The organism is Nocardia abscessus, from assembly GCF_015477775.1.
Taxonomy (GTDB): domain Bacteria; phylum Actinomycetota; class Actinomycetes; order Mycobacteriales; family Mycobacteriaceae; genus Nocardia; species Nocardia abscessus_A.
Genome location: NZ_JADLQO010000002.1, coordinates 1,055,756 through 1,074,820 on the forward strand (window position 1 = coordinate 1,055,756; position 19,065 = coordinate 1,074,820).

Genomic DNA, 19,065 nt, shown 5'->3' on the forward strand with positions numbered 1-19,065 from the left:
GACTCGGCCGGGCGCCCGGTCAACCGTCGCCGTGTCCGGACCGAACGTCCCCGGCACCGGTCAGTCGGCATTGCCCGTTGTCACACGAACGCCGCAGCCTGCCCCGCGAGACGGTCTGCATCAGTCCGATCGCCCAGCAGGTCGGGCACCCGCGCAGGGCGAGCAGACCGATCGGGGCGAGCAGCAAGCTGAACGCCCCGAACACCGGCATGAACGCGATCGCGCCGATCAACGCGCCGAATCCCACTACGCCGCGTACCAGGTGCCGGGGCACCGAGGCGCTGGCGAAGCTCCGATCGTCGGTCACTGTCCGCTCCTTTCTGCAGGCGCGTGCGGTGTGTTCCGCAACTGGTGCTGGACCGTCGCCCGGGCGCGGTGCAGCCGTGACTTCATCGCCGCGACGCTGAGGCCGAGCGTGCCCGCGACCATCCGGCCGCTGTAGCCCTGAACGTCGCGCATGATCAGCACCCGCCGCTGGTCGGCGGGCAGCGCGGCGATCACCGCCGCCACCCGGCCCGCTTCGAGCCGCTGCACGGCCTCGTCCTCGGCCGACGCGACGGCGGACTCCGGGATCGGATCGGGTCGCCGGGTCATCGTCCGCCACTGCCGCAGGCACTCGTTGCGGACGATGCGGAACATCCACGACGCCAGCGCGCCGGAGGCCCGCAACGTCCCGATCTTGCGATAGAGGACGATCAGCGCTTCCTGTGCCGCGTCCTCCGCGTCTTCGGCGGAGGCGCACAGTGTGTGGGCGAACCGGCGCACATGCGGGTAGGAGCCCGATACCAGCGCGGTGATCGCCGCGGCGTCGCCTTCTCGAGCGGCGGTGACCAACTGCTCGTCGGGCCAGGTCCGGTCAGTCACGGGAGCGGCTCCAGCGGCGAAACAGGGTCAAGCTACACCAGCCCACCAGCACGGCGGCGACGGCGATGGCGGCAATGATCACGACGACCTCCTCGAAGCTGTGCCGACCCGGTTGCCGGCACAACTATGAGAGGGCCGGATATCGCCGAAGGATTCACACCGATTGCCGAAGGATTCACACCGATTGTCGGCACAGCCCGCGCCGTGCCGAGTTCGGCGAGTAGCGGGCTGCCGGGTCCGCCGGCCGACGCGAGTCCGCGCAGCGCCGCGGCCGGACTCGCCTCACCCTTGAACGCCGACCGCGCCCGCCCGCTTCGACCGACGCCCCGCCGCGATCCGCCGCCCGATCACGCCTTGACCGGGCGCGAACAGGTACACGGCAGTGAAGACCAGACCTTGGACGACGACGACCATGCCGCCGGGAGCCGTGTCGAGGTGGTAGCTCAGGTACAGGCCCGTCACCGCGCAGGTCACCGAGACGGCGGGGGCGATGACCAACATCCGGCCGAACCGGTCGGTGAGCAGGTAGGCCGTCGCACCCGGGATGATCAGCATGGCCACCACGAGGACGACGCCGACGGCTTGCAGAGCGACCACGGCGGTGAGCGCCAGCAGGCCCAGCAGCGCCGTGCCGAGCGACCGGGGACTGAGCCCGATCGCATGCGCGTGGGTGGGGTCGAAGGCGTAGAGGGTGAAGTCACGGCGTTTGAGCACGAGCGCGGCAAGGGTGATCGCGGCCAGGATCACGACCTGGACCAGTTCGGAACGGCTGACACCGAGCAGGTTGCCGAACACGATGTGGTTGAGGTCGGTCTGGCTGGGCGTCACGGAGACGAGCACCAGGCCGAACGCGAACAATGTCGTGAAGACGATGCCGATGGCGGCGTCCTCCTTGATCCGGCTGGTGTCGCGGACCAGGCCGATCAGCGCCACCGCCAGGAACCCGAACACGATCGCGCCCACCGCGAACGGCAGCCCGACGATGTAGGCCAGCACCACACCGGGCAGCACCGCGTGCGAGACGGCGTCCCCCATCAGCGACCACCCGATCAGCACCAGCCAGCACGACAGCACCGCACACACCAGCGCCGCGGTCACGGTGGTGGCCAGCGCACGCACCATGAATTCGTAACGCAGCGGGTCGACGAAGATTTCGGTCAAGCTCATACGCCTGTCTCACACTCGGCCGGGGTTCACACCCGGTTCATCACATCCAGGCCGAACGCCCTGGCCAGGTTCTCCGGGCGCAGGACCGCGTCGGGCTCGCCGTGGGCCAGCACCGTGCGCATCAGCAACACCGCCTCGTCGGCCAGGCCGGGCAAGGCTTGCAGATCGTGCGTCGACACCAGGATCGTGGCGCCGTCGGCGGCGAGTTCACGCAACAGCGCCGTGATCGTGGCCTCCGACCGTTTGTCGACGCCCGCGAACGGCTCGTCGAGCAGCAGGACGGTCGCGCCCTGCGCCAGCCCGCGCGCGACGAAGGCGCGTTTCCTCTGGCCGCCGGACAACTGGCCGATCTGCCGGTCGGCCAGGTCGGTCAGTTCCACGCGGGCCAAGGCGTGCGCGACGGCGTCGCGATCGGCCTTGCGTGCGCGACGGGTGAAGCCGAGGCGGCCGTATCGGCCGGTCATCACCACGTCGCGCACCGAGAGCGGGAACGTCCAATCGACGTCCTCGCTCTGCGGCACATAGCCGAGGATGCCCGCCCGGCGCGCCGCCACGGGTGCGCCGCCGTTGATCCGCACCGTGCCCCGGTCGGGCGCGGCGAGACCCATGATCGTCTTGAACAGCGTCGACTTGCCGGAACCGTTCATCCCGATGAGACCGCAGACCCGTCCCGAGTGCACGGTCAGATCGACATCCTCGAGCGCGGGCGCTTCGCCGTAGCGGACGGTCACCCCCCGCACCTCGATCGCGGGCGCGTTCACGGCCTGCGTCCCGTCAGCGCGGTGCCGATGGTCTGCGCGTCGTGCCGGAGCAGGGCCAGGTAGGTCGGTACCGGTCCGTCGGCTTCCGACAGCGAATCGACGTACAGCACGCCCCCGAACGCCGCGCCGGTGGCTTCGACCACCCGGCGCATCGGCGCGTCCGACACCGTGGACTCGCAGAACACCGCGGGCACCTGTTGTCGGCGGACGAAGTCGATGGCCGACGCGATCTGCTGGGGCGTGGCCTGCTGCTCGGCATTGACCGCCCAGATGTACTTCTCGGTGAGACCGGCGTCGCGGGCCAGGTAGGAGAAGGCGCCCTCGCAGGTCACCAAGGCCCGCTCGTTCGGCGGCAGCGCGTTCAGGGTGCGGGTCAGTTCGTCCTGCACCTGGCGCAGTTCGGTCTTGTACCGCTCCCCGTTGGCACGGAAGTCGGGCGCGTGACCGGGTGCGAGATCGCTGAACGCGCGGACCATGTTGTCGACGTAGATCTGCGCGTTCTGCGGCGACATCCACGCGTGCGGGTTCGGTTTGCCCTGGTAGGCGTCCTCGCGGATCGGCATCGGGGCCACGCCCTCGCTGACCACGACGTGCGGCACCCGCAGATCGGAGACGAACTGAGCGAACCACGCCTCCAGGTTCAGGCCGTTGTCCACGATCAGGTCGGCCTTGGACGCTTTCTTGATGTCACCGGGCGTGGGCTCGTAGCCGTGGATCTCCGCACCCGCCTTGGTGATCGACTCCACGGTCAGATGCTCGCCGGCCACGTTCCTCGCGATGTCCGCCAGCACCGTGAACGTGGTGAGCACCACCGGCCGTTCGTTGGGTCCGGCCCCGCTGCCTGCGCAGGCGGTGAGCGTGAATGCCAGCGCGCTCACGGCGATCGCCGCCGCCCATCGGCGCGGAGACAGGGCGAGCGAGCGGTGGAGCCGAACCTTCATATACCGAGGTTAATGTTCGCCTACCCGAACTTTCAAGTTCGAGTCATTGAAGTAGACTCGATCCGCGACTCGCAGCCGCCGGAACGGACGCCCGCGCACTACGGCAGCAGCAGCGGCGGCGAGTCCGGAAAGACGACGGGCAGGGCGGTCAGCGCCCGGTGGAACGGACCCGGGCGCCAGGTCAGCTCGTCGGCCGGTACCGCGAGACGCAACTCCGGCAGGGCGTCGAGCAGCTGGTCGATGGCGTCCTGGGCGATCAGGTAGGCCAGCGAATTCGCTGGACACACGTGCGGCCCGCCGCCGAAGGCGAGATGGGCACGATTGCCCGCGTACTGGTCGGTGCTGATCGCGGGATCGGTGTTGCACGCGGCGATGCTGATCACCACCGGCTGGTGGGCGGGCAACCAGACATCGTCGATCAGGATCGGCTGCTTCGGGAAGCTGAAGCAGAAGTTCGCCATCGGCGGATCGTTGAACAGCACCTCGTCCAGCGCGTCCCGGGTCGACAGGCTGCCGCCCAGCACACTGCCGCCGAACCGCTCGTCGGTGAGGATCAGCAGCAAAGTGTTGACGATCAGATTCTGCTGCGGCTCGATGCCCGCGCCGTACAGCGTGCCCAGCTGGTGCACCATCTCGGTGTCGCTCAACCCGGCCGGATGCGCGAGCATTCGACTCGCGATGTCGTCGCCGGGTTCGGCCCGCTTCAGCAGCGTCAGCTCCCCGAGCGAATCGATGAGCATCTTGTTGCCGCGTTCCGCCTCGACACCCTCGAAGATCGCGGCCATGCCGGTCGCGGCGCGCTGCGCGATCTCCGCCGGACATCCGAGCAAGGCGTTCAGCACCGCGAACGCGAGCGGAAAGGCATACTGGCGCACCACATCCGCGGATCCGTCCGCGCAGAACGAGTTGATCAGCGGTACCGCCAACTGCGCGACGGTGTCGCGCAGGCCGTAGAGATCGACCTTCTCCAGACCCGCGACGTTGGCTTGCCGATAGCGGGCATGCTCGGCTCCGGCATTGCGCAACGCGTTCGGCCGCCACTGCATCATCGGCAGCACCGGGCAGTCGGCGGCGATGTTCTGCTGCCATGTGCGCGGGTCGGCCGGAAAGTGGTCGGGATCGTTCACGATCCGCACGGCGGTGTGGTAGCCGATCACCAGGGTGGCCGGTACGCCCGGCGCCAGTTCCACCGGCGCCAGCGACCCGTACCGGGCACGCATCCGCCGATAGGCGCTGTGCGGATCCGCCGCGAATTCCGTTGAGAACAGCGGAATCCGCGGGCCGTCGGTGTCGATCGGCGAACCATGCGGTGCACGGCTGTGCGCGGAGGACGGGGACATCGTCATCGAAGGAGCTCCAGGCAGTCGGCAACAAGCTTCGTGAGCGTAGGCAGCTTGCCGACCGCGCGTACCGGAAACGGCAGGAGATGCCCGGGAAACGGTATTCGCTATAGAATTGCCGAAGATTCGACGCGTAGACCTGATCGAAGTTGTCCGCACCCGCTGTGTCGAGGGTGCGCCCGATCGAGCGCAGGTCGCACGGCGGCCGTGCGCGGTACTGCAACACGAGGACGGCACGCAATGACAGACGTCGACTTTTGCGTAATCGGCGGGGGATTCGCGGGATTGACGGCCGCGCTGCGGCTGAAACAAATGGGTCGATCCGTCGCACTGCTGGAAGCCAGGGACCGGCTCGGCGGGCGCACGTTCACCGAGGTACGGGAGGACGGTTCCTGGATCGATCGGGGCGGAGCCTGGATCGGGCCGGGTCAGGACCGGATCCAGGCACTGATGACCGAATTCGGCGTACCGAGCTACAAGCAGTACACCGACGGCGAAGCCATGATGGTGGTCGACGGCAAGCAACACCGCTACACGGGCACGATTCCGTGGACCATGAGCCCCTGGGCGGCGATGAACCTCGGTGCGGTGTTCCTGGAGCTGGGACATATGTGCAAGTCGGTTCCCCTGGAAGCGCCGTGGGCAGCGAAGAAAGCCGACAAGTGGGATCAGGTCAGCCTGGCGCACTGGCTGGAAAGCAATATCCTCTCCAAGCCCGCTCACGATTTGCTCGAGACGGCCATAGCCGGCTGCTACACCTCCGCGGCTTCGGAAGTGTCGCTGCTTTTCGTGCTGTACCAGATGGCGTCAGGCGGCGGGCCGAGCTTCGTGCTGGGCGTCAAAGACGCAGCCCAGGATGCCCGGCCGGTCGGGGGAATGGGCGCGATCTACCGGCCGATGGCGGCCGAACTCGGCGATTCGATCCACCTCTCGCAGCCGGTCCGGTGCATCCATCAGGACGCCGACGGAGTGCGGGTTCGCGCGGCCGATCTGACGGTGCGCGCCCGGCGCGCGATAGTCGCGGTTCCGCTGGCGATCGCCGACAAGATCTCCTACAAGCCGATGTTGCCCGTCGATCGCTCGTTCCTCCACCAGCGGATGCCGAGCGGCTCGATCATCAAGACCTCCGTCGTCTACGACGAACCGTTCTGGCGCGGCGACGGGCTTTCGGGCCAGTCGGCCGCCCCGGGTTCACCGGCGACGATCACGATCGACGCGTGCACGGATACCGGACGACCGGGCGTGCTGTGCGTGATCACCGAGGGACCAATGGCGCGGCAAGTGGGCCTGCTCGACGACGCGGAGCGCAGAGGCGCGGTTCTCGGCGCACTCGTCGAGCGATTCGGCCGGAAGGCAGGCTCCCCCGTCGACTACATCGAGCAGAACTGGAGCGCCGAGCGCTATTCCGGCGGGGGAATGCTCAGCCACGCGCCGACCGGGGTACTCACCCAATTCGGCCATGCGCTGCGTGAGCCGTGCGGCCGTATCCATTGGGCGGGCACCGAGAGCTCCGCGGTCATGTGCGGCTGGATCGATGGGGCCATCCGCTCGGGCGAACGCGCGGCCAGCGAAGTGCTGGAGCACGAGACCGCCGTGGTGGGCTGAGCAGTCTGCTCGCTCGATTGTCAGGTTCGGAGTCCGTCGACGAGATCGGTAGGTGCAGCGGCCATGCGAACTGATGGAGACGTGTGGGACATCGTCAGTAGCGTGGGCCTGACCGCGCTCGGGGTCGCGACGTTCCGGGCGCTGGAAGCGACCTCTCCCGACCCGTTGATCCAAGACGATTACGCGCCGCTTTTCGTCGCGGCCTCGGGTCATTCCCATTTCATCGGGCTGCTGGCCGATCCCTCCCCACTCGCCGACATACCGCTGGTCCCCGGATTCATGGGTGTCCGGACAAGATTCTTCGACGAGTTCTTCTCGGCGGCCGCGGCGGACGGAGTCCGGCAAGCCGTGATCGTGGCCGCGGGGCTGGATGCGCGGGCGTATCGCCTCGACTGGCCCGCGGGTACCGCGGTGTTCGAGATCGATCAGCCCAAAGTGCTGGAATTCAAGCAGAAGGTGCTCACCGAGAACGGTGCGCGACCGAAAGCCGACCGGCGCACGGTGGCCGTCGACCTGCGTGAGGACTGGCCCGCCGCCCTCCGCGGCGCGGGGTTCGACCCTGGCGAACCCACCGCCTGGTCGGCCGAGGGACTCCTGCCCTACCTTCCCGGTGCGGCGCAGGACAAATTGTTCGAGCACATCGATGAACTGTCCGCACCCGACAGCCGGCTCGCCGTGGAGAGCTTCGTGACCGGCGTCGATGTCCAACGCCTCACCAGCATCGAGTCGAAATACTTCGGCAACTTCCACCCGTTCGGCGATGTCGACCCGGCCGAGCTGTTCTACGACGACGAGCGGGCCGATCCAGCGCAGTGGCTGACCGGGCGCGGCTGGTCGGTGCGTAGCTCCAGCTCGAGCGAGCTGGCCGCGTCCTACGGCCGATCCGTCCCGGAGCTCCCCGAGGACCTCGACGATCTCTGGCGCCAGCCCAGGCTGCTGACCGCTGCGCGCTGACCGGTCGGCCCTACATCTTCGCGCTGCGGGCCATGACGAAGCTGTAGAGCCCGTAGGTGATGATGCCCAGCCCGGCGACGAGCAGCAGAGCCACGCCGAAGGGTTGCGCGCCGAGCGTCTTCAAGGCGCCGTCGAGTCCGGCGGACTTGTTCGGATCGGATCGGGTCGCGGCGAGGATCACCAGCAAGCCGACCGCGGCGATCGCCAGTCCCTTCGCGACGTAACCCACAATGCCCAGGCGCCGCACGAAGGCGCTCGGGGTGCCGTGCAGATCGTCGAGAAAGTTCTGGCTCGCTCCTTTGTACACGTGGTAGCCGCCGACCGCGATGATGATCAGCCCACCCACGACGAGCGCGATCGTTCCCGCCGTGTTCTGCATCAGGCGCGCGGTGAGCCCGACACTCTGGCTGCTACTGGACTGTCCGCCGCCCTGTGCGAAACGGAATGCCGAGAAAGCCAACGCGAGATAGACCCCGAACAGCGAAAACGCTTTGACGCGGTCGAACGCTTCGGACTTCTTGCTGTCGGAATGGGGCTTGGACGAGCTGCCCAGAACAGCCTCCACCAGCCGCCACAGCGCCATCAGCAGCAACGCGACCACCCCCACCCAGAGCGTGACGGCGCCACCTGGTTTGTCGGCCAGTTCCGCCATGGCGCCGGATTGATCGGCGCTGCCGCCCCCGCCACCGAGTGCCAGGCGGATGGCGATGTAGCCGATGAGCAGATGCACGATGCCGGACATGACGAAGCCCGCGCGGGCGAATCGCTCGAAGACACCGTTCTGGGCGATCCGCCCAGCGGTGTCGGAAAAATTCGTGTGAGCCATGCTGCTTCTCCATACAGGTAACGCGGCGCGGGCCGCTCGCAGAACATCGAGCGGATACCCACGCCCGTGCGAAAACCACGCTCGATCTTCGGCCGATCCGCATACCCGGGCATGCCGGATGACTCACTCGCGGATGGTCGCGGGTGGCTGCCCAGGTGGCGAGGAGTTCGAGTCCGTCCGCGGCGGGGCGGTCCCCCACCCCGTCTGATGCGCGAGTGTCTCCCCGGCCGATACCGGCAGCCGGAGCGGGTAATCGACCAGCAAATACGAAGGGTTCTCTCCCCCAGTCCTGACCACCAACCATCTCGACAGAAACAAAGGATTCTCATGCGAGCGACCTATATGTACGGAGCCGGTGACGTCCGCGTCATCGACGTCCCGGATCCGATCATCCAGAAACGGCAGCGCCGAACCGGGCAAGGTGTTCGACCGGGAAATCGGCCTCGACGCCATCGCCGATGGCTACCGAGCCATAGACACCCGCGAAGCCCTCGAGGTCCTGGTCCGCCCCTGAGCGGGCGCCGGACCGGACCCGTGCGCTCAGCAGGCAGAACGGTCGGCGGCGGGCATTCGCGCCCGTTTTCTGCGAGGGTGTCTGTGTGGAGTTACTGAGCAGGAACCATGTGAGCGTGAGCGGCAAGACCGGTGCGCCGGTGGTGGTGCTCGCCCACGGCTTCGGATGCGACCAGCAGATGTGGCGGCTGGTGGTGCCGACCCTGGAGCGGGATTTCACCGTCGTGCTGTTCGATCACGTGGGCGCGGGCCGCTCGGATCTGTCGGCGTGGACCCCGCAGCGGTACTCCAGCATGGACGGCTACGTCGAGGATGTGCTGGCGGTTCTTCGCGAACTGGAGCTGGGTCCGGTGGTCTTCGTCGGGCACTCGGTGAGCGCGACGATGGGAGTGCTCGCCGCCGCGCGCGAGCCCGCCGCGTTCGCCGGCCTGGTGCTGCTGGCTCCCTCGCCGTGCTTCATCGATGATCCGTCCACCGGATACCGGGGCGGTTTCAGCACCGACGACATCGAGGAACTCCTGGAGGCACTCGATGCGAACTACCTGGGCTGGTCGGGCGCGATGGCGCCGGTCATCATGGGCAACCCGGACCGCCCGGAACTGGCCGAGGAACTCACCAACAGCTTCTGCCGCACCGACCCGGAGATAGCGCGCGTCTTCGCCCGCGTCACGTTCCTCTCCGACAACCGGGCCGACCTCCGCGCGGTGGGCGTGCCCACGCTCGTTCTGCAATGCTCCGACGACGCTATCGCCCCTCCCGAGGTCGGAGCCTTCGTCCACGAGCAGATCCCCGGCAGCAGACTGGTCACCCTCACGGCAACCGGCCACTGCCCTCAGCTCAGCGCTCCGGCGGAGACCGCCGCCGCCATCGCCGCCTTCGCCCGCGGGACCGGATGACGAGCGCAGCGGACGACCGCGACGCCGGCTGTGGCCTCGGAGCCGAGCCGGACGACCACGCGGCGTTCGCCGCGCTCCTCGAGGACAGCGTCGAGGACCTGTACGAGAACGCACCCTGCGGATACCTCTCCACCTCGCTCGACGGCCGGATCGCCAAGGTGAATGCCACGCTGCTGGACTGGCTGGGCTACCTGCGCGAAGAACTGGTCGGCCGCAAGCACTTCTCCGAGCTGCTCACCGTGGGCGGCCGCCTCTATCACGAGACCCACTTCGCTCCCCTGCTCCGCATGCAAGGCGAAGTCCGCAGTGTCGCCCTGGAAATGAAGACCACCGACGGTCGCCGACTACCCGTGCTGGTGACCTCCCTCGTCAAAACCGGCAGCCAGGGACAGCCGCTACTGATCCGCACCACGGTCTTCGACGCCCGCGAGCGCCGCGCCTACGAGACCGAACTGCTACGGGCACGGCGCGAAGCCGAGCAGGAACGCGAACGCCTGCAACGCCTGAACGCGACGCTGCAGAGCACACTGCTACCACCCCAACTGCCCCAGGTCCCCGGCCTAGAGGTCGCCGCGCATTATCACATCGCCTCGGCCGATGAGGTCGGCGGCGACTTCTACGATCTGTTCCCCATAGACGGCGAAACCTGGGGGATGTTCCTGGGCGACGTCTGCGGCAAAGGCGCTCCCGCCGCGGTACTCACTTCAGTGGCCCGCTACACACTGCGTACCGCCACCGCCTACACCCGCGATCCGGCCGCCGTACTCGACACGCTCAACACCACCCTCATCGAGCGAAACCACGGCCACAACCGACGGTTCTGCACGATCATCTTCGGACTGATCACACCCACTCCGCACCGCGGAGGCTGCGACATCACCCTGGCCGGCGGGGGGCACCCCCCGGCCCTGCTCCTGCATCCCGACGGCAACGTGGAGGAGATGCACACCCGGGGCGGTCAACTCATCGGCGCGATCCCGCACGCCCAGATCGTCACCCGAAGCGTCCGGCTCGAGGCCGGGGACACCCTGCTTCTCTACACCGACGGACTCACCGAAGCTCGCACCAGCGCGAACGGTGGTCGCTACAGCGACCGAGCCCTCGTCGAATTCGTGCGCACCCTGGCTCCGGTCACGGCCTCCCGCACCGTCGAAGCGCTCCGAGAACTGCTCAGCTCCTTCGGATCCGGATTGGAAGACGACACGGCCGTTCTGGCCATCCACGCGCTGCCCGCGCCGCACGGTAAGGCGCGGTGAGCGGCTGCGATATCTAACGGGAGCCGACCTGATTCCGACCTCAGCGGCACCGCGCCGCTCGACGGCGCGGGCCGAATTCCCTGCGGTAGAGCAGCTCTGAGGTCTGCGCGAGAAGTACGCGGCCGCAAGCCCGATCGCACTTCGAGTCCCGCACGCTCGTCAGCGCGCCAGCCACCCGGCGAAGCACCGGGACAGGAACGGCGTGACCACCCATACCATCGCCGCCACCGCGACGGGAATGATGCAGGCCAGCTGCAACGGCGTCGGGAGGGGTTCGAGCAGTGGCGCGGTGATCGTCACCAAGGCGGTGAGCAGCGGGTACAGACCTGCCATGGTCAGCAGCCAGAACTTCCACTTCGCTGGGTGGGCGCCGCCAGCCGCGGCATCGTCGCGGCGTCCTTGTGCCGCGCCGTGTGCCGCCGATGCTCCGCTCGCGGTGAATTCCTTCGTATCGAGCATTTCACGATCCTTACTTCGGCTCTCGCGGGTAACCCGCCGTCATCGAGGAGACGAAACGCACCGCGCGCCTGTGACATCCATGGCTAAGCCAGGTATCAGGAGGCGGCGAGCTCGGTTGCACCGGCCCCAGAACAGCCCCGGTCGCCCATCCGTCAACTCTGTGTCTGTGGCGTCGGACGCCCAGCCACTGATCCGCAGGACTTCGTCCGGAGCATCACAGGCTGCGGTTCTGCCGACGCGATGTTCCGGTACCTGCCCGAGCAGCCCGGCTGCAACCGGTAAATCCGGCCGAGGGGTGGTCGACTCGGTCCACTCACCATTCCCAGGAGGGAGGTGGGCATAGTATGAAACGCTCGCGCACCTGAATGACTGCTTGCCGCTTCTGCGTGCGCGAGAGTCATTTACCCACACCCTAGGGGAACCATGATCAAGTCGTTGTCCTTCGCCGCTGCGGTCGCTGCGGCCGCCGCCACTCTTGTCTTCCTTCCGGCCACGGCCGCGCACGCCCAGTCCCCCAGCTGCGCCAAAGCCATCGAGCTGATCAACATCGCAATCGACACGAGCGGCGGCACTCTGGACCAGGCGACGGCGACAGCCCTGTCCGACAGGCTGACCGGTCTGGCCGATTTCACCCAGGGGCCCGAAAGGGACGCCATCACGGCCTACGCTCGCGCGCTGGTCGATGACGAGGTCACAGAACTCACCCCCTTCACCGACGAACTGAATCGCGTCTGCGGCGCCTGACCCGCGCCCAGCAGCGGAGGCGGCGCACGTTTCGGCGCCGCAGCCGGTGCGCATACATCACCGGGCCGATCACATCCGTGTTCTGGCACCTCGGCGAGTCCGGTGAAGGCCAGGAGTGGAGCGTCGAGTTCCGAACATCCGCCGCCACCCGGGACAAGCTGGCTGACCGGATCAAAGAGTTGCACCCTTGGGACAATCCGGAGCTCATCGGACAGCCGATCGAGTGGTGCCCGGAGGAGTATGCCACCTGGGTCGACCGGTCTACAGGCGGCTCGGAGTAGGAACGCGCGCCGTCGTAGCGCGCGCACAGCTGGTCGCCTCCGGGCATCTCGGCCACGCGCCGGGCTACCTGTCGGACGCGAGCCAGTGGCCGGACTGATGCGTGGTCACCGCCCACGTGGCCGATGCCGTCGCCAAGGGGGGCGACCGTCCTCGCGGGCGGCCATGCGAGGCCGGATCTGGGGCCTTTGTTCCACGAGCCGACGATCCTGGCCGACGTCACCCCCGAGATGACATTGTTCGCCCAGGAGACCTTCGGTCCGGTGGTGTCGATCTATCCCTACCGCGATGGCGAGGAGGCGATCGCGATGGCGAACGCCACGCCGTACGGGCTCAACGCCAGCGTCTGGTCCCGCAACGGTGCCAGGGGCCGGGCAGTCGCGGCCCGGCTGCACGCCGGAACCGTCAACGTCAACGAAGCCTTCGCCGCCGCGTGGGGCAGCATCGACGCCCCGAGGGGTGGCATGGGCGACTCCGGTCTCGGCCGCAGGCACGGCGCCGACGGGCTGCTGAATTACACCGAGCCGCAGACTGTCGCGCACCAGCGTCTGCAAGGCTTCAGCCCACCGCGCGGTGTCGGCCATGACCGGTGGTCCCGAATCCTCACCCTTGCACTCGGGACATTGCGACGAGTGGGTGCACACTGAATCGACCGGAATTCGCATCAGCGAGGAGACCACGTGAAGAAGTAGAACCAACGACGCACGGAGGAAGATCACATATGACCGAGCGCATCTTGAACGTCGTCACCAACGTCGGCCACTACGACGACCCATCCCACCCGACCGGATTGTGGTTGTCCGAGCTCACCCACGCCTGGCACGTCTTCGAAGAGCACGGGTTCGAGCAGACCATCGTCAGCCCGGCCGGGGGCCCTTGCCCCTTGGAACCGCGGTCGCTGAAGTTCCCCAGTTACGACAAGACCGCGAAGGGCTGGCGTGCCGATCCGGCAGCGCATCACCCGTGAGATCTACGAACGTGGCGGAATCGTCGCCTCGGTCTGCCACGGTTATTGCGGCCTGCTCGACACCAAGCTCTCCGACGGCACGTACCTCGTCGCCGGGCGCAAGCTCACCGGGTTCGCCTGGCAGGAGGAAGTCCTGGCCCGAGTGGACAAGCTCGTGCCCTACAACGCCGAGGACGAGATAAAGAAGCGTGGCGCCCGCTACGAGAAGGCCAAGCTGCCGTTCGTCTCCTACGCCGTGGCGGACGGGAACCTCGTGACCGGGCAGAACCCCGGGTCGGCCGAGAAGACGGCGAAGAAGATCGCCGACCTCCTGTGACTCGTCCGGCATTTCCCCGGCCTGGACATCGAGGCCGGGGTAACGCCATCGATGACGCGGAAGCCTGTGTCCGCGCGGCGGTTCCGGCCGTCCACGACACCTTCCGGAGCAGAACGAGTTCGGCGGCACGGCCGATCCGTGCAGACCCGCCCACGCGCATAGCAGCAGCGTAAGCACAACGGGTGGGGACCGCGAGGTAACCGTGGGGCCGGCTCAGGTCTGCGCCCACACCCGGGAACCACCACCAAACGATACGCAACCCGGTCCCTTGCTCTCGGCAATCCGGTGGTCCCATCACCCTGGCAGGCGACATCTGGAGCGCACTCCAGGCAAGCCCTATTTTCGCGTGGATGCGAAGGTCCGGTACGGCTGGACGCGACCGGTGCGCATGGCCGACCATGGCTGACATGTTGCTCACGCGCGAGGCCGATCTGTTCGAAAGCTCCAGGGGCCGCCTGCAGGCGATCGCCTACCGCTTGCTGGGCTCGGCCGGCGACGCCGAGGACGCGGTGCAGGAGACGTATCTGCGCTGGCAGACCGCCGACCGTGCGCACGTGGAGACGCCCGAGGCGTGGCTGACCAAGGTGCTCACCAATCTCTGCCTCAACCAGCTCACCTCGGCCCGCGCGCGCCGGGAAACCTATGTGGGGCAATGGCTTCCGGAACCGGTGTTGGCCGGCGACCCGATGTTGGGCCCGGCCGACACCGTCGAACAGCGTGAATCGGTGTCGATCGCCATGCTCACGCTCATGGAGCGGCTCACCGCCAAGGAGCGCGTGGTGTACGTGCTGCGCGAAGCCTTCGGCTACTCGCACCACGAGATAGCCGACCTGCTCGACATCACCGAATCCAATTGCCAGCAGATCTATCGCCGCGCCAAACAGCACTTGGCCGTGGAACGGGCGCGCATCGAGGTGGACGAAACCGCCGCCCGCCGGATCGTGGAGGAATTCCTGACCGCGGCGGTCAGCGGCCGGACCGACGAGCTGGTGCGACTGCTCACCGATGACGCCACCATCATCGGCGACGGCGGCGCCTTCTTCGCCACCTTGAACAGGCCGCTCGTCGGCGCCGAGCGCATCGCGCTGTTCGTGCGGCTCGCCATCAAACCCTCGGGCGCCAAGTGGGACAAGCTCGGCGGCAAGCCCACCCCGTTCGCCGCGATCGTCAATGGCAGGCCCGCGCTGGTCCTGGTGGCCGAGGATCGCATCGTCGGCGTCGTGGTGCTGGAGGTGACCGCCGACGGCATCGCCGCCGTGCACGCCCACGTCAACCCCGACAAGCTGGCGCACGCCAATCGCCAGTGGGCCACGTACGCACCGGGAGCGCCCCTGCCCGATTTATGGTGACCCACATCACAGTCGACTCCTGTCAGCATTCGTGCGGCTGTCCGGTTCAAGTTCCGAACCCACCGGAGACAGGAGCAACACCATGAAGCACCGCATCGTCGTTCTCGGAGCCGGATACGCCGGAGCCACCACCGCCGGCCGCCTGGCCAAGCGACTGCACCGCGACGACGTCGAGATCACCCTGGTCAACGCCGATCCCGACTTCGTCGAACGGGTGCGCCTGCACCAGCTCGCCGCCGGGCAGGACCTGCCGGTCCGCCCACTGCGGAAGATGTTCGCGGGCACCGGCGTCGAGGTGCGCATCGCACGGGTCGATTCGGTCGACGCGGACCGCAAGACCGTCGAACTGATCGGCGAGCAGGGGGCCGAGACCCTCGCTTACGACATACTCGTCTACGCCCTGGGCAGCACCGTCGCCGATTTCGGCGTGCCCGGCGTCATCGAGCACGCCCACCAGGTGGCGAGCAAGCAGGCCGCGCTGCGGCTGCGGGAACGCCTGAACCAGCTGCGAGCGAACGAAACCGTGCTGATCGTGGGTGGCGGCCTGACCAGCATCGAGATCGCCACCGAGATCGCCGAGGCGCGCCCGGATCTGAAGGTCGCCATGGCCGCGCGCGGCGGTGTCGGCGACTGGCTCGACGAGAAGGCGCAGAGCCACCTGCGCGGCGCGTTCGAACGCTTCGGTATCACCGTCCACGAGCACGCCGACGTCACCCGGGTCACCGAAGATGGCGTGTCCACCCGGTCGGGCGCGCAGATCCCCGCGCAAATGACCGTCTGGGCAGCGGGATTCGCCGTGCACCCGATCGCGGCAGCCAGCACGCTGACCGTCTCCGAGACCGGGCGGATCGTCGTCGACGCCACGCAGCGCTCGGTCTCACACCCGGATGTGTACGCCGTCGGCGATGCCGCGCACGCCGCGGGAGTGGGAGGCAAGACGTTGCGCATGGGCTGCGCCACCGCCTCCCCGATGGCCTGGCTGGGTGCCGACGCCATTGCCGCCCGGCTGACCGGACGTGCAGTCCCCGATGCCCCGATCGGCTACAACGGCCAGTGCATCAGCCTCGGTCGCCGCGATGCCATCGTGCAGAAGGTGACCAAGGAGGATCAGCCGACCTCGAAGGTCGACGTGGGCCGCAAGGCCGTCCGCGCGAAGAAGCTGATCTGCTCGATCGCGGCCTGGTGCGTGCGGCACCCGACCCTGTTGGCCCCGAGCCGGCGTCGCCGGGTGGTCGAGACCGGCGCGGCGGCCCCGGTCGCAACCGTCTGAGCGCGCGGGTGCGCAACCGGCACAGGTCCGCCCCAGCCGGAACGAGCCGGGGCGGACCGGGATGCCGCAGGACAATCAGTGCGTCTGCGCGGCACCTTCTTTCGACAGCGTCGAACGCCACCGCGTCGATCACGGACTCTGTGCCCAGAGCCCCGCGACGACGACCTGGCTTGGACCAATCACTGAGTTCTGCACCCCTCGTTTCGAGGACAACACAATTCGGGTCATGCGTGGTGAGGGCTTGCCGATTAGGTTCGGCCGTCTACCCGACGCACGAGGAGTTCGAATGTTCGCAGTACGTGGATTTGCTGCCGCCCTGATCGGTGCCGCAACCCTGACCGGCGCTGGGGCGGCCGCCGCGGCGCCGTTGCCGCTCGAACCGCAGGCGCCCGCACCGGCCGTGTCGGTCGCAGGGAGCTGTGGTGGTATCACCGACCCGTTCGTGGCGCTGGTCTGCGCGATCAGCAGCCTGTCAGGCGGAGGCGGCACCGCCGCTCGATGAGCGGCCGTGAAGTCGGCTCAGCCGAATAAGCCGCGCACGAACGGCGCCGAGTTCGGCAGGACGCGTTCACTGCCGAACCAGCCGAGTGGAAGCTGAGCGCGCACAACGAACTTGCCGCGGTCTCGCGGGTGATCGGGTTGTCGAGACGCCGACTCATGCTGAACAGAGTTCTGAGCGCAGGCCCGATCTCGGCATACGATCTCGACTCCGGGATGGGTACGCAGCCACGCCGCGAGCGTGTCGGCGGTGCGGTCGGTGAGCGCGTCGACCGGTCGCCGGGTTTGTCGGCCCCGCGCACACGGGAATGGTCCAACACTGGGACGCAGCAGATCAGCTAAGGCATCGTTGCCCCCGTACGCGGGCCAGAGGAGCACGGATTCGGTCTCGCCACCAAAGCTGCGTGCCGGACGAAGCAAGCCCAACCGGTCGATCCAACAACGCTGACCGACAGCCACCACGAACCAGCATCTTTCTCAACGTCACCCGTAGGCGGCCGAACCTACATGGGTGATGCCGACAGCCGAAACCGAACCGCGGGGTTTTCGTGGGGTTGGGCCAAATGAAACAGGTCAGGACCGGTGCAATACCGGTCCTGACCTGCGTTTTCTGTGGAGCTAAGCGGGGGGCCAGCTCAAGTCTCCATCGGGACGGCCAGATTGCTCCTCGAGATCGTCAGACTGCTGTCAGCACAGCCGAGCTGTCCGGCGAAGACGATCGCGGTCGATGTGCGGCTCCACGATGATCGGTGACATCCCGGGCCTCGGCGGATCGGGCGCCGTTCGCCGGGTCAGGCCCGAGGGTTCACGACGAGCCGTCCGCCACCGTCGGTCGCACCATATCTGAACCTTGACTCGCACAGCTCACCATCACGAATGCAGCGGCGCTGACGTAGACGGTGACGCTGACCGTGGTTTTCTCGACGATCGCCATTCGTGGTTGCCGCAGGCGCTGAACCAGGGGCCGATGATGTTTCACGGCGCGGCGGAGTCCCCCGGAACAGCGACGACATGGGCGATATGACCGAGCTTTGCGGGGTTGAACACCCAGTAGAGCCGGTCGATCGTCTCGTCGTCGGCCGCACCGACCCCGAGCCAGGCGATGGGGGCTCCGTCGCGGCTGATCACTACCGACGCGCGACCGTTGGCGTCGACCCAGTCGATGGCGACCCCCGTCCAGAAGTGTGAGGCGAACGCGGCCACGTACTTCGCCACGCGCGTCCGTCCGAATACCGGAATGCGCGAGGCATTGCGCACCGCGCCGCCGCCGTCGGAGTAGCTGGCGACATCGGTGGCGAAAAGCGCCTCGAGTTCATCGAATTCACCGGCGCGCGCGGCATTCAAGAAGGCAGCGAGCAGACGTCGCTGATGCACGGTGTCGACTGATACTTGCCGGTCGGACTCGATGGCCTGGCGTGCCCGGCTCACCAGCTTCCGCGCGGCTGGTTCCTTGATTTCGAGGACTTCGGCGATCCGGCCGTAGGGGTAGTCGAAAGCTTCCCGCAGGACGAACGCCGCCCGCTCGGTCGGCGTCATCTTCTCCAGGACGACCAGTACCGCGGTTTCCAACGCCGCGGCGCGCTCCGCGCCGAGCGAGGGATCAGCACTGGTGTCCACGGGCTCGGGCAGCCACGGGCCGATATAGGTTTCCCGGCGGACCCGCGCCGTCTGCGTGGCATTGATCGCCTGCCGGGTGGTCATGGTGACGAGGAACGCCTCCACATCACGCACGGAATCGCGGTCGGCGTAGGACTGCCACTTCACCCAGACGTCCTGGACGATGTCCTCGGCGTCGGCAACAGTGCCGAGCATTCGGTAGGCGATGCCGAACAGCCGGCCCTTGTGCGCGGAGAAATCGTCGACGGCTTTACCCAGGTCGGTACCCGCGGGTCCGCTCATCGCGCGGTCGTTCCGGCGCCACCGGCAATCGCGTGATTCATATCCCCGCCTCGATTCGGACACCATCTGCCACGACATTACTCGCGCCAGCCGTACGCGGGTGGCGTGGCATACAGCAACCACGCTGAGCGAGCAGCACCGAACAGCGGGTGTCGAGTGCG

The 19,065-nt window shown here is 67.7% G+C and carries 19 protein-coding genes and 2 pseudogenes; 11 read left to right on the forward strand and 10 right to left on the reverse strand.

Annotation, left to right across the window (positions count from 1 at the left end):
* Positions 1-19: 19 nt before the first annotated feature.
* From IU450_RS10570 to IU450_RS10595, 6 genes are all read right to left on the reverse strand, one after another.
* A complete protein-coding gene (locus IU450_RS10570; RefSeq protein ID WP_195149510.1) occupies positions 20-307 on the reverse strand; it encodes a hypothetical protein in 288 nt (95 codons plus the stop codon).
* Positions 304-864 (reverse strand): RNA polymerase sigma factor, encoded by a 561-nt coding sequence (locus tag IU450_RS10575; RefSeq protein ID WP_195149511.1) that lies wholly within the window; start codon positions 862-864, stop codon positions 304-306. Before IU450_RS10575 ends, IU450_RS10570 begins: the two co-directional genes overlap by 4 nt.
* Positions 865-1,146: 282 nt before the next feature.
* On the reverse strand, positions 1,147-2,031 hold the full coding sequence (locus IU450_RS10580; protein ID WP_195149512.1) for a metal ABC transporter permease: 885 nt from the start codon (positions 2,029-2,031) through the stop codon (positions 1,147-1,149).
* Between the two features lie 26 nt (positions 2,032-2,057).
* Positions 2,058-2,792, reverse strand: coding sequence for a metal ABC transporter ATP-binding protein (locus tag IU450_RS10585; RefSeq protein ID WP_195149513.1), 735 nt, complete (start codon positions 2,790-2,792; stop codon positions 2,058-2,060).
* Positions 2,789-3,733 (reverse strand): metal ABC transporter substrate-binding protein, encoded by a 945-nt coding sequence (locus IU450_RS10590; protein ID WP_195149514.1) that lies wholly within the window; start codon positions 3,731-3,733, stop codon positions 2,789-2,791. The genes IU450_RS10585 and IU450_RS10590 overlap by 4 nt, the downstream gene beginning before the upstream one ends.
* Before the next feature lie 98 nt (positions 3,734-3,831).
* Positions 3,832-5,079 (reverse strand): cytochrome P450, encoded by a 1,248-nt coding sequence (locus IU450_RS10595; protein WP_195149515.1) that lies wholly within the window; start codon positions 5,077-5,079, stop codon positions 3,832-3,834.
* A 234-nt stretch (positions 5,080-5,313) separates the two neighbouring features.
* Here IU450_RS10595 and IU450_RS10600 point away from each other — a divergent pair, with 234 nt between their 5' ends.
* Together IU450_RS10600 and IU450_RS10605 are read left to right on the forward strand one after the other, a co-directional pair.
* Positions 5,314-6,678: a flavin monoamine oxidase family protein gene (locus IU450_RS10600; protein WP_195149516.1), complete on the forward strand. Its 1,365-nt coding sequence runs from the start codon at positions 5,314-5,316 to the stop codon at positions 6,676-6,678.
* A gap of 63 nt (positions 6,679-6,741) precedes the next feature.
* Positions 6,742-7,632, forward strand: a complete 891-nt coding sequence (locus tag IU450_RS10605) for a class I SAM-dependent methyltransferase (RefSeq protein WP_195149517.1) — start codon at positions 6,742-6,744, stop codon at positions 7,630-7,632.
* Between the two features lie 10 nt (positions 7,633-7,642).
* Here IU450_RS10605 and IU450_RS10610 read toward each other — a convergent pair whose 3' ends face one another.
* Positions 7,643-8,458 (reverse strand): DUF1206 domain-containing protein, encoded by an 816-nt coding sequence (locus IU450_RS10610; RefSeq protein ID WP_195149518.1) that lies wholly within the window; start codon positions 8,456-8,458, stop codon positions 7,643-7,645.
* A 599-nt stretch (positions 8,459-9,057) separates the two neighbouring features.
* Between IU450_RS10610 and IU450_RS10615 the strand changes: the two genes are divergently transcribed.
* Together IU450_RS10615 and IU450_RS10620 are read left to right on the forward strand one after the other, a co-directional pair.
* The gene (locus IU450_RS10615; protein WP_195149519.1) at positions 9,058-9,867 is read left to right on the forward strand and encodes an alpha/beta fold hydrolase; all 810 of its coding nucleotides are present in this window, start codon (positions 9,058-9,060) and stop codon (positions 9,865-9,867) included.
* Entirely contained in the window at positions 9,864-11,123 is a 1,260-nt protein-coding gene (locus IU450_RS10620) for a PP2C family protein-serine/threonine phosphatase (protein WP_195149520.1), read from the forward strand. Before IU450_RS10615 ends, IU450_RS10620 begins: the two co-directional genes overlap by 4 nt.
* 159 nt (positions 11,124-11,282) lie before the next feature.
* On the opposite strand, the gene IU450_RS10625 is transcribed toward IU450_RS10620, so the two are convergent.
* Positions 11,283-11,582: a hypothetical protein gene (locus IU450_RS10625; protein ID WP_195149521.1), complete on the reverse strand. Its 300-nt coding sequence runs from the start codon at positions 11,580-11,582 to the stop codon at positions 11,283-11,285.
* A gap of 423 nt (positions 11,583-12,005) precedes the next feature.
* Between IU450_RS10625 and IU450_RS10630 the strand changes: the two genes are divergently transcribed.
* The 7 genes and pseudogenes from IU450_RS10630 to IU450_RS10660 all read left to right on the forward strand — a co-directional run bounded on the left by IU450_RS10630 (position 12,006) and on the right by IU450_RS10660 (position 17,009).
* A complete protein-coding gene (locus IU450_RS10630; RefSeq protein ID WP_195149522.1) occupies positions 12,006-12,326 on the forward strand; it encodes a hypothetical protein in 321 nt (106 codons plus the stop codon).
* On the forward strand, positions 12,323-12,607 hold the full coding sequence (cutA, locus tag IU450_RS10635) for a divalent-cation tolerance protein CutA (protein WP_228834419.1): 285 nt from the start codon (positions 12,323-12,325) through the stop codon (positions 12,605-12,607). Before IU450_RS10630 ends, cutA begins: the two co-directional genes overlap by 4 nt.
* Positions 12,608-12,711: 104 nt before the next feature.
* Positions 12,712-13,252 (forward strand): annotated as a pseudogene (locus IU450_RS10640) (aldehyde dehydrogenase family protein); the annotation flags it as partial.
* A gap of 74 nt (positions 13,253-13,326) precedes the next feature.
* Positions 13,327-13,888: pseudogene (locus IU450_RS10645) on the forward strand (type 1 glutamine amidotransferase domain-containing protein).
* Between the two features lie 407 nt (positions 13,889-14,295).
* Positions 14,296-15,237, forward strand: coding sequence for an RNA polymerase sigma factor SigJ (gene sigJ / locus IU450_RS10650; protein WP_195149524.1), 942 nt, complete (start codon positions 14,296-14,298; stop codon positions 15,235-15,237).
* Between the two features lie 82 nt (positions 15,238-15,319).
* Positions 15,320-16,507 (forward strand): NAD(P)/FAD-dependent oxidoreductase, encoded by a 1,188-nt coding sequence (locus tag IU450_RS10655; RefSeq protein ID WP_195149525.1) that lies wholly within the window; start codon positions 15,320-15,322, stop codon positions 16,505-16,507.
* Between the two features lie 286 nt (positions 16,508-16,793).
* Positions 16,794-17,009, forward strand: coding sequence for a hypothetical protein (locus IU450_RS10660; RefSeq protein ID WP_195149526.1), 216 nt, complete (start codon positions 16,794-16,796; stop codon positions 17,007-17,009).
* Positions 17,010-17,810: 801 nt separating this feature from the next.
* On the opposite strand, the gene IU450_RS40540 is transcribed toward IU450_RS10660, so the two are convergent.
* Both IU450_RS40540 and IU450_RS10665 read right to left on the reverse strand, forming a co-directional pair.
* On the reverse strand, positions 17,811-17,939 hold the full coding sequence (locus tag IU450_RS40540; RefSeq protein WP_267470514.1) for a hypothetical protein: 129 nt from the start codon (positions 17,937-17,939) through the stop codon (positions 17,811-17,813).
* A 41-nt stretch (positions 17,940-17,980) separates the two neighbouring features.
* Positions 17,981-18,904 carry an RNA polymerase sigma-70 factor gene (locus IU450_RS10665; protein ID WP_063048669.1) on the reverse strand — a complete coding sequence of 308 codons (924 nt, stop codon included), beginning with the start codon at positions 18,902-18,904 and terminating at the stop codon, positions 17,981-17,983.
* Positions 18,905-19,065: the final 161 nt, after the last annotated feature.